Genomic DNA, 14,235 nt, shown 5'->3' on the forward strand with positions numbered 1-14,235 from the left:
CATCTGACGGATTGCCGACCACGCGGTGGCAGGTGTCTCGTATCCCAGACTGTATCCGCGGTCGCGCCCGCGCCACGGGGCACGCGGCGGGGTTCTATGAGCGCATGAGCACCCTGCATCACGAGTGGCCGACGCCGACCACCCACGCGGCGACTGCCTCCGACCTGCCCCAGCACGTCGTTCTCGGCGGCACGCCGCTGACCGTCGACCAGGTGGTCGCCGTCGCCCGCCACGGCGCGTCCGTCGAGATCCACGAGGCGGCCCTGGCGCGGATGGCGACCAGCCGCGCGGTCATCGACGACCTGGCGCACGACGTCGTGCCCCACTACGGCGTCTCCACCGGGTTCGGGGCGCTGGCCCGCCGCCACATCCCCACCGAGATGCGGGCGCAGCTCCAGCTCAGCCTCGTGCGGTCGCACGCGGCCGGGTCAGGGCCCGAGGTCGAGACCGAGGTGGTGCGGGCGCTGCAGCTCCTGCGGCTCGCGACGCTGGTCACCGGTCATACGGGGGCGCGGCCCGTGACGGCGCAGACCTACGCCGCGATGCTCAACGCCGGGATCACCCCGGTGGTGCACGAGTACGGGTCGCTCGGGTGCTCGGGAGACCTCGCGCCGCTTGCTCATGTCGCTCTTGCCGCGATGGGGGAGGGGCGGGTTCGGGTGGTCTCGACCAACGAGGCTAACGAGACCAGCGGTGCTGCGGAGGCACTGTCCGACGCCGGGATCGCGCCCCTCGTGCTCGCCGAGAAGGAGGGGCTGGCCCTCATCAACGGCACCGACGGCATGCTCGGCATGCTCTGCCTCGCCCTCCACGACCTGCGGCGCCTCCTCGCCACGGCGGACGTCGCCGCCGCGCTCAGTGTCGAGGCCCTCCTCGGCTCGGACGCGCCGTTCGCCGAGGACCTGATCGGCATGCGCCCGCACCCGGGCCAGGCGGCGTCGGCGTCGAACCTGCGCCGGATCCTGGCGGGCTCGCCGCTCATGGCGAGCCACCGCGAGCTGGACGACGACGGCAACCCCGCCTGCACCCGCGTCCAGGACGCCTACTCCCTGCGCTGCGCACCCCAGGTGCACGGCGCCGCCCGCGACACCCTGGAGCACGCGGCCACGGTGGCGGGCCGGGAGCTGGCCTCCGCCATCGACAACCCGGTGGTCACCTCCGACGGCCGCGTCGAGTCGAACGGCAACTTCCACGGGGCGCCCGTCGCCTACGTGCTGGACTTCCTCGCCATCGCGGCCGCCGACCTGGCGAGCATGAGCGAGCGGCGCACCGACCGGTTCCTCGACGTGTCCCGCTCCGAGGGGCTGCCGGCGTTCCTGGCGCACGACCCCGGCGTCGACTCCGGGCACATGATCGCCCAGTACACGGCCGCCGGGATCGTCTCGGAGATGAAGCGCCTGGCCGCGCCGGCCAGCGTGGACTCGATCCCGAGCTCCGCCATGCAGGAGGACCACGTGTCCATGGGCTGGTCGGGCGCCCGCAAGCTCCGCCGCTCGGTCGACGGGCTCACCCGCGTGCTCGCCATCGAGGTGCTGACGGCGACGCGCGCCCTCGACTTCCGCACCGAGGCCCCCGCGGCGGGCACGGGAGCGGTGCACGACGCCGTCCGCGCCGTCGTGCCCGGTCCCGGACCGGACCGCTACCTCGCGCCGGAGATCGAGCATGTGGTCCAGCTCGTGGCGACCGGCCGGATCACGGCGGCAGCCGCGTCCGCCGTCGGACAGCTCGACTGACGCCTCGACCGGCAGCCCGACCGGCAGCCCGACCGGCAGCCCGACCGACACAGAACTGGAGCAGACCATGAACCAGCCGTACGACCGGGGTACCCCCGTCGCCGTCCGCGCCGCACGCGGCACCAGCCTGACCGCACGGAGCTGGCAGACCGAGGCCCCGCTGCGCATGCTGATGAACAACCTCGACCCCGAGGTGGCCGAGCGGCCCGACGACCTGGTCGTCTACGGCGGCACCGGCCGCGCCGTGCGCGACTGGCCGAGCTACCACGCCATCGTCCGCTCGCTCACCGACCTGCGCGACGACGAGACGCTGATGGTGCAGTCCGGGCGGCCGGTGGGCGTGCTGCGCACGCACGAGTGGGCGCCGCGTGTGCTCATCGCCAACTCCAACCTCGTGGGCGACTGGGCGAACTGGCCCGAGTTCCGCCGCCTGGAGCAGCTCGGCCTGACCATGTACGGGCAGATGACGGCCGGGTCGTGGATCTACATCGGCTCGCAGGGGATCCTGCAGGGCACGTACGAGACGCTGGCGGCGGTGGCCGCGAAGAGGTTCGACGGCACGCTGGCTGGCACCATCACCCTGACCGGCGGCTGCGGCGGCATGGGCGGCGCCCAGCCGCTGGCCGTCACGCTCAACGGCGGTGTCTGCCTCGTGGTCGACGTCGACCCGGCTCGTCTGCAACGTCGCGTCGAGACCCGCTACCTGGACGTCGTCGCATCGTCGTTGGACGAGGGCGTCGAGCTGGCGCTGGCCGCGAAGAAGGAGCGTCGCGCGCTGTCGGTGGGCGTGGTCGGCAACTCGGCCGACGTCGTGCCGGAGCTGCTGCGCCGGGGCGTCGAGATCGACATCGTGACGGACCAGACCTCGGCGCACGACCCGCTGTCGTACCTGCCGTCCGGCGTCGCGCTGGAGGACTGGGCCGACCTCGCCGCGAAGGACCCCGAAGGGTTCACGGACCGCGCCCGGGAGTCGATGGCCCGGCACGTCGAGGCCATGGTCGGCTTCCAGGACGCGGGCGCCGAGGTGTTCGACTACGGCAACTCGATCCGCGACGAGGCCCGCCAGGGCGGGTACGGGCGGGCGTTCGATTTCCCGGGCTTTGTGCCCGCGTACATCCGGCCGCTGTTCGCGGAGGGCAAGGGCCCGTTCCGCTGGGCCGCACTGTCGGGGGACCCGAAGGACATCGCCGTGACGGACAAGGCGGTGCTCGACCTGTTCCCCGACAACGACCACCTGGGCCGCTGGATCCGCGCCGCCCAGGACCGGGTCGCGTTCCAGGGCCTGCCCGCGCGCATCTGCTGGCTCGGGCACGGCGAGCGCGACGTCGCGGGGCTGCGATTCAACGAGCTCGTCGCGTCGGGCGAGATCTCGGCGCCGCTCGCCATCGGGCGCGACCACCTGGACTCCGGCTCGGTCGCCTCGCCGTACCGGGAGACGGAGTCCATGGCGGACGGCTCCGACGCGATCGCCGACTGGCCCCTGCTGAACGCCCTGATGAACACCGCCTCCGGCGCGACGTGGGTCTCGATCCACCACGGCGGCGGTGTGGGCATGGGCCGGTCGCTGCACTCCGGCCAGGTCTCCGTGGCGGACGGGACGCCGCTGGCCGCCGAGAAGCTGGCCCGGGTGCTCGCCAACGACCCCGCGACCGGCGTGCTGCGGCACGTCGACGCCGGGTACGACGACGCCGTCGCGGCCGCCGAGCGCGGCGGGCTGCGCGTGCCGATGCGGGAGACGCCGTGACGGGAGTCGTGCGGCTGCTCGACGCGATCGCCGACGTCGGGCGGGCGCCGTCGGGCGGGTACGAGCGGTTCGCGTGGACGACGCACGACCTGACCCTGCGCGAGTGGTTCGCCGCCGAGGCCGAAGCACGAGGGCTCTCCGTGGTGGTCGACCGCGCCGGGAACCAGTGGGCGTGGTGGGGCGACCCGGACGCCGACGGACCCGGAGTCGTGACGGGCAGCCACCTCGACTCCGTCCCCGGCGGCGGCGCGTTCGACGGCCCGCTCGGGGTGGCGAGCGCGTTCGCGGCGCTCGATGCCCTGCGGGCCGCGGGTGTGCGTCCGGAGCGGCCGCTCGGGATCGTGAACTTCTCCGACGAGGAGGGCGCCCGGTTCGGGCTCGCCTGCCTCGGCTCGCGGGCGGTGACCGGGACGGTCGGCGCGGACCGGCTGCTCTCGCTGCGCGACGGCGCGGGGGACAGCCTCGCGGACGTGCTGGGGCGGGTCTCGACCGGCGGTGTGTCGCCGGAGCACTACGGGCGCGACGACGAGGCCCTCGCGCGGGTCGGCGTCTTCGTCGAGCTGCACGTGGAACAGGGGCGCTACCTGGCCGACCTGCCCTCGGACGAGGCCGCACCGGTCGCCGTCGGCGCCGCCATCTGGCCGCACGGCCGCTGGCGGGTCGACCTCGCGGGCGAGGCGAACCATGCGGGCACGACGCCGCTGGCCCACCGCCACGACCCGATGCTCGACCTCGCGCGGCTCATCACCGACGTCCGCGCCGCCGCCGAGCAGGCCGGGGCGCTCGCGACACTGGCCAAGGTCCAGGTCGAGCCGAACGGCGTCAACGCGATCCCGTCCCGGGTCCGCGCCTGGATCGACGCCCGCGCGGAAACTGAGGATGCGGTCCGCACGGTCCTGTCCACCCTGTCAGGATCGCTAGCTGCGCCGAACGTAGGGCTGGTCGCCGGAACGGGCCTGAGTGGGCGACCGGGCCTGCGTTCGACGAACGCTGAGCGACCGGGCCTACGGTCGGCCGGGCGGGCCGGGGGATGGGAACCGGTGCAGGAGTCGTGGACGCCCGCCACCGTGTTCGATCCGGCGCTCGCGGCGCGGCTGGCCGACGTCGTCGGGCGGCCCGGGTCCGACCTGCCCGCGCCGGTGATCGGGACGGGCGCCGGGCACGACGCCGGCATCCTCACCGCCGCCGGTGTGCCCACGGCGATGCTGTTCGTGCGCAACCCCACGGGGGTCTCGCACTCGCCGGCCGAGCTCGCGGAGGCGGCCGACTGCGAGGCAGGCGTGGCCGCGCTGACCGCGGTCCTGGCAGACCTGCTCACGGAACCGCGTGATCGGCAAGACGTCAGGTGGTCGGCACCCCGGAATGCCGATCACCTGACGTCCTACCGACCATCCGGCGGCGGCGAGGGCGCCGCCACCGTGGGGGAGACGCGATGAGCTTCTGGTGCGAGCGGGCCTGGCTGCCCGGCGACGGTGGGGCACCCACAGGGGTCGTCGGGTCCGTTCGGGTCGAGACTGCCGAGGGCCGGATCGTCGGCGTCGAGCCCGGGGTACCGGCGTCGGGCGGCGACGTGCGGCTGGGCGGCGTCGTGCTGCCCGGGCTGGCCAACGCGCACTCGCACGCGTTCCACCGTGCCCTGCGCGGGCGGACGCACGCCGACGGCGGGTCGTTCTGGACCTGGCGCACGGGCATGTACGCGCTGGCCACGGCCCTGACCCCGGAGCTGTACGAGCGGCTCGCGCGCGCCGTGTACGCGGAGATGGTGCTGGGCGGGACCACCGCCGTCGGCGAGTTCCACTACGTGCACCACCGTGCCGACGGGACGCCGTACCCGGCAGCCGAGGGCGGCCCGAACGCCATGGCCGAGGCCCTGCGCTCCGCCGCCCGGGACGCCGGGGTGCACCTCACCCTGCTCGACACCTGCTACCTGCACGGCGGCCTCGGCCCCGACGGTCACGAGCCGCTCGCGCCCGAGCAGCTGCGCTTCGGCGACGGCACGGTAGGGGCCTGGGCGCGCCGCGTGGACGCGCTTCGCACCGCCTGGGCCGCCGACGACCGCGTGCTCGTCGGCGCCGCGGTCCACTCGGTGCGCGCCGTCACGCCGCCCGAGCTCGCGGAGCTGGCCCGCTGGGCGCGGCAGGCCGGGGCACCGCTGCACGTGCACCTCTCCGAGCAGCCCGGGGAGAACGAGGCCGCGGCCGGGGCCTTCGGCGTCACGCCCACGCGCCTGCTGCACGACGCCGGAGCACTCGGCCCCGGCACCACCGCCGTGCACGCGGTGCACCTGACCGGCGACGACGTGACCCTGCTCGGGGCCTCGGGCACTGGCGTCTGCCTCTGCCCGACGACGGAGCGCGACCTCGCGGACGGCATCGCCCCCGGACTGCGACTGCTGCGGGCGGGCAGCCCGCTCTCTGTCGGCACCGATCAGCACGTCGGCGCCGACGTGCTCGCCGAGGCGCGCGGTGTCGAGGAGCACGAACGCCTCGCGACGGGACTGCGGGGCTCGTTCCCGCCCGCGACGCTGATCGAGCTGGCGACGTCCGCCGGGCACGCCGCGCTCGGCCGGCCGGCCGCCGGGCGGATCGCCGTCGGGGCGCCCGCCGACCTGGTGGCGGTCCGGCTGGATACCGTGCGCACGGCGGGGATCGACCCGGCCCAGGTCGCACTGGTCGCGGGCGCGGGCGACGTGTCCGAGGTCGTGGCGGGCGGCGAGATGGTGGTGCGCGGCGGCGAGCACCGGGCCGGGGACGGCGGGCGCATGCTCGCGGACGCGATCGAAGAGGTCTGGGCGGTCGCCGGGCCGGGACACGACCCTCGGGACATGACGCAGAGGAGCGAAGCATGAGCGTGCTGCTGACGAACATCGGCGAGCTGGTCACGAACGATCCGGGGCATGGGGGCGGCCTCGGGGTCGTGACGGTTGCCGCTGTCGTCGTGGACGCAGGCCGGATCGCCTGGACGGGTCCCGCCGCGTCGGCGCCCGCGGCGGACGTCGCGGTCGACCTCGGCGGGCGGTGCGTCATCCCCGGTTTCGTCGACTCCCACTCGCACACGGTGTTCGCGGGCGACCGGTCCGCGGAGTTCGCCGCGCGGATGACCGGCGAGCCGTACACGGGCGGGGGCATCGCCACCACCGTCGCCGCGACGCGCGCGGCAGGCGACGACATCCTGCGGGCGCGCGGCCAGGCCCTGGTCCGGGAGATGCTCGCGCAGGGCACCACCACCGTCGAGATCAAGAGCGGCTACGGCCAGGACATCGCCACCGAGGCCCGGACGCTGCGGATCGCCCGGGAGCTCACGCCCGAGACGACCTACCTCGGCGCCCACACCGTCCCCGCCGAGTACGCCGACGACCGCCCCGGCTACCTCCGCCTCGTGACCGGCCCGATGCTCGCCGCCTGCGCCCCCCATGCCCGCTGGATCGACGTGTTCTGCGAGCCCGCAGCGCCCACCGCGTTCGACGAGGACGAGTCCCGCGCCGTGCTGCGGGCCGGCCTGCGGGCCGGGCTGCTCGCCCGGGTGCACGGCAACCAGCTGTCGGCGGGCCCCGGCGTCCGGCTCGCGGTCGAGGTCGGTGCGGCGAGCGTCGACCACTGCACCCACCTGACGGACGCCGACGTCGACGCGCTGGCCGGGTCCTGGTCCGCGGGTTCCGGGTCGTCTACGGGGTCCGACGGCGACACCGGACCTGACACCGGACACGGCACCGTCGCGACCCTGCTGCCCGCCGTCGAGTTCTCCACCCGGTCGCCCTACCCGGACGCACGCCGGCTGCTCGCCGCGGGCGTGCCCGTAGCGCTGGCCACGGACTGCAACCCGGGCTCGGGCTACAGCTCGTCGATGCCGTTCGTCGTGGCGCTCGCGGTGCGCGAGATGCGGATGAGCCCCGTCGAGGCCCTCTGGTCGGCGACGGCGGGCGGGGCGGCGGCGCTCCGGCGGGACGACGTCGGACACCTGCGCGTCGGAGCCCGCGCCGACCTCACCGTGCTCGACGCCCCCAGCCACACCTACCTGGCCTACCGCCCGGGCGTGCCGCTGGTGTCCGAGGTCTGGAAGGACGGCGCCCGGGTCTGACGCCCGCTTGCCGGCGCCAGGGGCCTGTCTGTCCGGAAGATCCGGCGGCTCGGCGGGGCACGGTGTGCTGGATCGGCGGGTGCCAGCAGGGCTGAACTTCGTTCGCGTGGGCACCAGGTTTGCGGGCTGTGCTGAACAGTTCAGCTGACGTGAAATGAGCGGGGCCAGGCCGAACGAAATTCAGCAGCCCTGGCACCCGCTCCTCGGTACTGCCTCGCCCCGGGACCGCGGTGGCCGAACAGGTCTCGACAGGCTCGACCACCGATGGCCAAGCCCGCACCGGTGGTCGAGCCTGTCGAGACCCCTTACCGCACGGCCTACTGCTCCGAGATGCCCAGGTCCGGGCCGCTCACGAACGAGGCGCGCCTGCTCGCCGCCCCGTGCAGCTCCAGCAGCACCAGCTCGTTGCCCGACTCGCGTACCAGCGGTCCCGGCACGTACAGCGTGTGCGTGGGCCCGAGGCTCCAGAACCGGCCCAGCAGCTCGCCGTTGACCCACGCCAGACCCTTGGTCCAGCCGTCGAGGCGCAGGAAGTGGTCCGCGCCGGCGACCGAGTCGAACGTGCCGCGGTGCAGGCCCGCTACCGCGGCGCCGTCGGCCCCGCTGTCAGTCGCAGCAGCGCCCAGCCCGGAGGCCTCAGCTGCGTCCAGCGCCGCCCGCAGCAGCTCCGGGGCGTCCTCGACGCGCAGCGCGGCCGCCTGCCACTCGTCCAGGGTCCGCACGGCGGTGCGTACCGGCCCGATGATCCCCTTGGGCTCGCCGATCCGCGGCCCGTAGTTGACCCGTCCCTGGTCCTCGACCAGCAGCGTGAGCTCGCCCGCGCGTGCCGGGAGCGCGACGGCGAACGTGTGCGAGCCGCGGTCGAGCACGCCCACCTGCTCGCCGTCGACCAGCACCACCGCGCGGTCGCGTATCTCGGCGACGCTCAGCACCGCGTCGTCGGCCCGGAGGTCGGTGCGGTAGACCGCGAAGCCGGACCACAGCTCCAGATCGTCGGTGCTCGGCACGTGCGTGAACGCGCGCGGCTCCTCGCGGAGCAGACCGGGCAGGACGTCGGGGAGCGCCACGTGCGCGGTGAGCTCTACGTCGAGCACCGGCGCCTTACGGGCCTCCGCACCCGAGCGCTCGCCCAGCTCCTCGGCCGACGCCACGGGCAGGTGCCGCGCGATCACGTCGCGCATCGCCCAGTACTTCGCGGTGGGGCTGCCGTCCTCCGCGAGGGGTGCGTCATAGTCGTACGACGTCGCGATGGGCCGGTAGATGCCCTTGTCGTTGGCGCCGCTCGTGAGCCCGAAGTTGGTGCCGCCGTGGAACATGTAGAGGTTGACGGAGCCGCCGGCGGTGAGCAGGTCGTCCAGGTCGGCGGCGTTCGCCTCGGCGGGCGCCAGGTGGTGCTCCAGCCCCCAGGAGTCGAACCAGCCGTTCCAGAACTCCATGCACATCAGCGGCCCGGTCGGCTGGTGCCTGCGCAGCACCTCGAACCGCTCGGTGGTGCGCGACCCGAACGTCGCGGTCCTGTGCAGCTCCGGCAGGCCGCCGCGCTCCAGCATCTCGTCGTTCGCCTGGTCGCAGGTGAACAGCGGGACCTCGATGCCCTGCTCCCGCACCAGGTCCACGAGGGCGCGCAGGTACTTCTGCCGCTCCGGGAGGGGGTCGTCGCCGTAGGCGCCGTACTCGTTCTCGACCTGCACCATGAGCACGGGTCCGCCGCGCGTCACCTGACGTTCGGCCACCAGCGGCAGCAGGCTCGCGTAGTACTTGCCTATCGCGTCGAGGAAGCCCGGCTCGTGCCGGCGCACGCCGACGGCGGGGTCCGCCAGCAGCCAGGCCGGCAGGCCCCCGCCGTCCCACTCCGCGCAGATGTAGGGGCCCGGGCGCACTATCGCGTGCAGGCCCTCAGCCGCCACCAGGTCGAGGAACCGGCCCAGGTCGCGCCGTCCGTCCAGGTCGAAGACCCCGGGTACCGGCGCGTGGAAGTTCCAGGGGACGTACGTCTCGATGGTGTTCAGGCCCATCAGCCGGGCCTTGTGGATGCGGTCGGCCCACTGGTCGGGGTGGACGCGGAAGTAGTGCAGTGCGCCACTGACGACCTGCATCCGCTCGCCGTCGAGCAGGAAGTCCTCGGGTCCGATCTCGAACGTGGGCATATGTGGTTTCCTCGGGTGCTGTCGTGACTGGGGAAAACGGTGACGACGGCGGGGGAGGCCCCCGCCGTCGTCACCGGTTGCTTGCCGGGTGGATCACTCGCTGACGCTGAAGCCCTGCTCGTTGCCGTAGCTGACTATCGACTTCTGCCAGGCGTTCAGGCCGTCGGCCAGCGACGTCGAGCCGGTGTAGGCCTGGCCGGCGGTGTCCGGGAAGATGCTGTTCGCGTAGACCTGGTACGGCAGGTACTGCCAGCCGGGCACGACGCCCTGGGCCGAGGCGGAGAGCACCTCGTTGATCTTCTGCCCGCCGAAGTACTCGGACTCCACGGCGAGGAACTCCGGGTCGTTCAGGTCCGCGACCGTGGCCGGGAAGTTGCCGCCCTCGAGACGCGTCGCGACACCGTCGCCGGCGTTCGCGTACTCCAGGAAGCCGTAGGCCAGCGCCTTCTTCTCGCTCGCCTCCGTGATCGACAGCGCGGAGCCGCCGTTCTCGGCGGTCGCGTTCTCGCCCTCGGTCCACTGCGGCATCGGAGCCACGCGCCAGTCACCCGACGCCGGAGCGGCGGCGGACTCGAGGTTCGCGGGCATCCACGCACCCATCACGAGCGCGGCGATCTCGCCGTTGCCCAGGCCCTGGAACCACTCGTCGGACCAGCCGGGGACGTCGGAGAGGAGGCCGTCGTCGATGAGGCCCTGCCACGTCTCGGCCCACTTGGCCGAGCCCTCGTCGGCGAGGTCCACGGTGACGTTCGTGCCGTCGACCTTGAACGGGTGACCGCCGGCCTGCCAGATCATCGACGTCGCGAACCCGGCGTCGCCGCTGTCCGACGTGATGTACGTGTTCGGGTCGTAGTCGTGGATCTTCTTCGCCGCGGCGGCGAACTCGTCCCACGTGGCCGGCACCTCGACGCCGGCGGCCTCGAACGTCTTGGCGTTGTAGAACAGCGCCATGGGGCCCGAGTCCATCGGCAGGCCGTACACGGCGTCATCGCTGGTCACGGCACCCCACGGACCGGGGGAGTAGGTGCTCTCCAGGTCGCTCGCGCCGAAGGGCGCGAGGTCGGCCAGCGACTCGCCGATGGAGAACTGCGGCAGTGCGTAGTACTCCATCTGGGTGACGTCGGGTACGCCGGACCCGGCGCTGATCGCGTTCTGCAGGGCGACGTAGTGGTCGTTGCCCGTTCCGACGTTCGCCATCTCGACGTTCACGTTGGGGTACTTGGCCTCGAAGTCCTCGACGACCTTGTCCAGCGTGGGCTCCCATGCCCAGACCAGCAGGTCGCCGCCCTCCTCGAGCGCCGCGGAGATGTCCTCGGCGGACACCTCCTCCGCGGGGGCGTCGCCGCCGGTGGACCCCGACGCGCATGCGGTCAGGGTGAGCGCCAGGGCGCTCGCGGCGGCGAGCGCACCTACTGCGCGGTGGTGGCGGATGGTCATGGTGGTTCCTCTCACTTCATTGTCAGTCGAACGGAGTCTCTGCGAGCCGTGCGGGGGATGCTCACTCCTTGACGCTGCCGGCGGCGAGACCCGACTGCCAGTAGCGCTGCAGGAGCAGGAAGACCGCGATGAGCGGCAGGATCGTGAGGAGCGAGCCGGCGATGACGAGGTTGAAGATGGCCTCGCCGCCCGCAGTGGTCGCCTGCTGGTTCCACGCGTTCAGGCCCAGGGTCAGGGGGTACCAGTCCGGGTTGCGCAGCATGATCAGCGGGAGGAAGTAGTTGTTCCAGGTCGCGACGACGGTGAACAGCAGCACCGTCACGATGCCGGGGGCCAGCATGGGCAGGGCCACCTGGAAGAAGGTGCGGGCCTCGCTGGCGCCGTCGATCCGGGCGGCCTCCATGATCTCGTCCGGCACCGCGTCGGCGGCGAACGTCCACATGAGGTAGAGCCCGAACGGCGAGATGAGCGACGGGATGATCACCGACCAGGGCGTGTTGGTCAGGCCCATGTTCGCGAACATGAGGAACGTGGGGACGGCCAGGGCGGTGCCCGGCACGGCCACTGCGCCGATCACTGTCGCGAACACCGCGCGCTTGCCCGGGAAGTTGAACTTGGCGAGGCCGTAGCCGCCGAGCAGGGCCAGCAGGGTCGCGCCGCCGGCGCCCAGCACCACGTACATCAGGGTGTTGAGGAACCAGCGGCCGAAGACGCCGTCGTCGTACGTGACGACGCCCACCAGGTTGTCCCAGAGCGCGAAGTCGCCGCTGAACCACAGACCGAACGAGCTGAACAGGTCGGGCTGCGTCTTTGTCGCGTTGATCAGCAGCCAGACCAGCGGGATCAGGGCGTAGATGCCGACGAGCGCGGTGAGGACGGTGAGCAGGATGCTGCGCGTCGGCCGGGCGTGCGAGCTGCGGCGGGACTTGATGCGCGGGCGCGGCCGGGGCTTCCGCACGGTGGGCGCGTTCAGCAGGGTGTTGGTGCTCATGGCTCAGGCCTCCTTGCGCATGCCGCGCAGCTGCACCACGTAGGCCACGAGCATCGTGAGCACGCCCATGATGATCGCCACCGTGGCCGAGTAGTTGTACTGCTGGCCGGAGAAGGACAGCGAGTAGGCGTACAGGTTGGGGGTGTAGTGCGTCGAGATGTAGTTCAGCGACAGCGCCTGCAGGATGCTCGGCTCGTTGAAGAGCTGGAAGGAGCCGATGATCGAGAAGATGGTCGCCACCACGAGGGCGCCGCGGATCGCGGGGAGCTTGATCGCGGAGATCACCCGCCACGGGCCAGCGCCGTCGATCTCCGCCGCCTCGTAGAGGGAGGCCGGCACGACGCGCAGCGCCGAGTAGAAGATCAGCATGTTGTAGCCGACGAACTCCCAGGTCACGATGTTGCCGATCGCGGGGAGCACCAGGGCGGAGGCGAGCGGGTCCGGGATGCTGCTGCCGAGCAGGTCGTTGACGTTGCCGACCAGGCCGAACCGGTCCCCGTACATGAAGCCCCACATCAGCGCGGCGACGACGCCGGGCACCGCGTACGGCAGGAAGATCGTGAGCCGGAAGAAGTCGCGCCCGTAGAGGCGGCCGCTGTCGATCGCGAGGGCGACCAGCAGGGAGATGCCGAGCATCACGGGCACCTGGACCGCGAGGAACAGCGTGACGCGGCCGACGCCGTCCCAGAACTGCGGGTCACCGAGCGCCCGGGCGTAGTTGTCCAGCCCGACGAACGACGTACCGCCCACGAGCTTGGTCTGGAACAGGCTCAGATACAGGGAGTAGATGATCGGCGCCAGGAAAACCAGGGCGAACACGATCATGAACGGGCCGACGAAGCCCCAGCCGGTCCAGCGGTTGCGGTGACGCATCCGCCCCATGGTCCTGGGCACGTTCTTGGGCACGGCCGGAGGCGATGCGAGCGTGGTCAAGAGAAGTCGCTCCTTCACGAGTGGGGTCAGCATGGCGTCGTGTTGACGTAAACATGGTGACCCGGACTAGGGTGCTCGTGAGTTACCGAGGTGTCAAATGCGCGCCGGTGCGCCGGTGCGTCACGAGGAGGTGGATGCCGTGGAGGGCAGAGGTCCGTCCCTGGCCGATGTAGCCGCATTGGCGGGTGTATCGACGCAGACCGTTTCACGCGTGTCGATGGGTCTGGACAATGTGCGCCCGGTCACGCGGGACAAGGTGCTGGCAGCGATGGCGCAGCTCGGTTACGCGCCCAACACTGCAGCGCGAGCATTGCGGTACGGCAGCTTCCGGACGATCGGTGTGATCGCCCACCGGCTGGCCCGGACCGGTGAGTCCCGGACGGTCGAGGCGGTCGTCGAGGCGGCGCGCAGGGAGGGCTACACGGTGACGCTGATCGACGTCGAGAGCCCGTCGTCCGACGTCGTCTCCGCCGCGGCGACCAGGCTCTCGCACCAGGCCATCGACGGCCTGGTGATCATCCGGGCCGAGACCGCCACGCCGGACACGCTGGCGCTGCCCCCGCGGCTGCCCGTCGTCGTGTCGGACTCACGGTTCGTGGGCCACCACCCCGCCGTCGGCGCGGACCAGACCGACGGCGCCCGCAGCGCCACGCAGCACCTGCTGGACCTGGGGCATCGCACCGTGCACCACGTCGCCGGGCCCGCTGACTCGATACCCGCCCAGCTGCGCGCCGAGGCGTGGCGGGACGCGCTGGTGGCCGCGGGCAGCCCGGTTCCCGAGCTCGTGGAGGGGGACTGGACGGCGGCCTCCGGGTACGACGCCGGACGCCGGCTCGCCGCCGACCCGGAGGTCACCGCGGTGTTCTGCGCGAACGACGAGATGGCCGCCGGTGTGCTCCGGGCGCTGCACGAGGCCGGGCGCGCCGTGCCGGGCGACGTCTCGGTGGTCGGGTTCGACGACGTCCTGCTGGCCGGCTACCTCTGGCCGCCCCTGACGACGGTGGCGCAGGACTTCGACGAGATCGGCACGCGGCTCGTGGCCCGGCTGCTGCAGCAGGTGCGGTCCGGGGAGATCGAGGACGACGGCGACGCCGAGGACCTGCACGAGGTGGTCCCCGTGTCGCTCCTGGTCCGGCAGAGCACGGCGCCCCCGCCGGCGTAGGCCGTGCGGAC

Annotated in this window: 10 protein-coding genes; 6 read left to right on the forward strand and 4 right to left on the reverse strand. The window is 72.7% G+C overall.

Annotated features, from left to right (window positions below):
• Window positions 1–104: 104 nt before the first annotated feature.
• The 5 genes from hutH to AB0F70_RS07450 all read left to right on the forward strand — a co-directional run bounded on the left by hutH (window position 105) and on the right by AB0F70_RS07450 (window position 7,554).
• Window positions 105–1,733, forward strand: coding sequence for a histidine ammonia-lyase (hutH, locus tag AB0F70_RS07430; protein ID WP_357445491.1), 1,629 nt, complete (start codon window positions 105–107; stop codon window positions 1,731–1,733).
• A 67-nt stretch (window positions 1,734–1,800) separates the two neighbouring features.
• Window positions 1,801–3,477, forward strand: coding sequence for a urocanate hydratase (gene hutU / locus AB0F70_RS07435; protein WP_357445494.1), 1,677 nt, complete (start codon window positions 1,801–1,803; stop codon window positions 3,475–3,477).
• Window positions 3,474–4,913: an allantoate amidohydrolase gene (locus AB0F70_RS07440; RefSeq protein WP_357445497.1), complete on the forward strand. Its 1,440-nt coding sequence runs from the start codon at window positions 3,474–3,476 to the stop codon at window positions 4,911–4,913. Before hutU ends, AB0F70_RS07440 begins: the two co-directional genes overlap by 4 nt.
• Window positions 4,910–6,325, forward strand: coding sequence for a formimidoylglutamate deiminase (locus AB0F70_RS07445; protein WP_357445500.1), 1,416 nt, complete (start codon window positions 4,910–4,912; stop codon window positions 6,323–6,325). Before AB0F70_RS07440 ends, AB0F70_RS07445 begins: the two co-directional genes overlap by 4 nt.
• Window positions 6,322–7,554 (forward strand): amidohydrolase family protein, encoded by a 1,233-nt coding sequence (locus tag AB0F70_RS07450; protein WP_357445503.1) that lies wholly within the window; start codon window positions 6,322–6,324, stop codon window positions 7,552–7,554. Before AB0F70_RS07445 ends, AB0F70_RS07450 begins: the two co-directional genes overlap by 4 nt.
• Window positions 7,555–7,871: 317 nt before the next feature.
• Here the strand turns inward: AB0F70_RS07450 and AB0F70_RS07455 are convergent, their stop codons facing one another.
• The 4 genes from AB0F70_RS07455 to AB0F70_RS07470 all read right to left on the reverse strand — a co-directional run bounded on the left by AB0F70_RS07455 (window position 7,872) and on the right by AB0F70_RS07470 (window position 13,011).
• Window positions 7,872–9,701 carry a beta-galactosidase family protein gene (locus AB0F70_RS07455; protein WP_357445506.1) on the reverse strand — a complete coding sequence of 610 codons (1,830 nt, stop codon included), beginning with the start codon at window positions 9,699–9,701 and terminating at the stop codon, window positions 7,872–7,874.
• Window positions 9,702–9,794: 93 nt separating this feature from the next.
• Window positions 9,795–11,138: a sugar ABC transporter substrate-binding protein gene (locus tag AB0F70_RS07460; RefSeq protein WP_357445508.1), complete on the reverse strand. Its 1,344-nt coding sequence runs from the start codon at window positions 11,136–11,138 to the stop codon at window positions 9,795–9,797.
• Window positions 11,139–11,199: 61 nt separating this feature from the next.
• Window positions 11,200–12,129, reverse strand: a complete 930-nt coding sequence (locus tag AB0F70_RS07465; RefSeq protein WP_357445511.1) for a carbohydrate ABC transporter permease — start codon at window positions 12,127–12,129, stop codon at window positions 11,200–11,202.
• Window positions 12,130–12,132: 3 nt separating this feature from the next.
• Entirely contained in the window at window positions 12,133–13,011 is an 879-nt protein-coding gene (locus tag AB0F70_RS07470) for a sugar ABC transporter permease (protein ID WP_357446001.1), read from the reverse strand.
• A gap of 148 nt (window positions 13,012–13,159) precedes the next feature.
• Here AB0F70_RS07470 and AB0F70_RS07475 point away from each other — a divergent pair, with 148 nt between their 5' ends.
• Window positions 13,160–14,224: a LacI family DNA-binding transcriptional regulator gene (locus AB0F70_RS07475; protein WP_357445514.1), complete on the forward strand. Its 1,065-nt coding sequence runs from the start codon at window positions 13,160–13,162 to the stop codon at window positions 14,222–14,224.
• The last annotated feature ends 11 nt before the right edge of the window (window positions 14,225–14,235 follow it).

This window comes from Promicromonospora sp. NPDC023805, from assembly GCF_040639635.1.
Lineage (GTDB): Bacteria > Actinomycetota > Actinomycetes > Actinomycetales > Cellulomonadaceae > Promicromonospora.

Bases quoted from the DNA above. Each gene is read 5' to 3' on its own strand.
- AB0F70_RS07445 (WP_357445500.1), top strand. From the start codon at position 4,910: ATGAGCTTCTGGTGCGAGCGGGCCTGGCTGCCCGGCGACGGTGGGGCA.
- AB0F70_RS07450 (WP_357445503.1), top strand. From the start codon at position 6,322: ATGAGCGTGCTGCTGACGAACATCGGCGAGCTGGTCACGAACGATCCG.
- AB0F70_RS07470 (WP_357446001.1), bottom strand. From the start codon at position 13,011: ATGGGGCGGATGCGTCACCGCAACCGCTGGACCGGCTGGGGCTTCGTC.
- AB0F70_RS07475 (WP_357445514.1), top strand. From the start codon at position 13,160: ATGCGCGCCGGTGCGCCGGTGCGTCACGAGGAGGTGGATGCCGTGGAG.
- AB0F70_RS07455 (WP_357445506.1), bottom strand. From the start codon at position 9,701: ATGCCCACGTTCGAGATCGGACCCGAGGACTTCCTGCTCGACGGCGAG.
- hutH (WP_357445491.1), top strand. From the start codon at position 105: ATGAGCACCCTGCATCACGAGTGGCCGACGCCGACCACCCACGCGGCG.
- AB0F70_RS07460 (WP_357445508.1), bottom strand. From the start codon at position 11,138: ATGACCATCCGCCACCACCGCGCAGTAGGTGCGCTCGCCGCCGCGAGC.
- AB0F70_RS07465 (WP_357445511.1), bottom strand. From the start codon at position 12,129: ATGAGCACCAACACCCTGCTGAACGCGCCCACCGTGCGGAAGCCCCGG.
- hutU (WP_357445494.1), top strand. From the start codon at position 1,801: ATGAACCAGCCGTACGACCGGGGTACCCCCGTCGCCGTCCGCGCCGCA.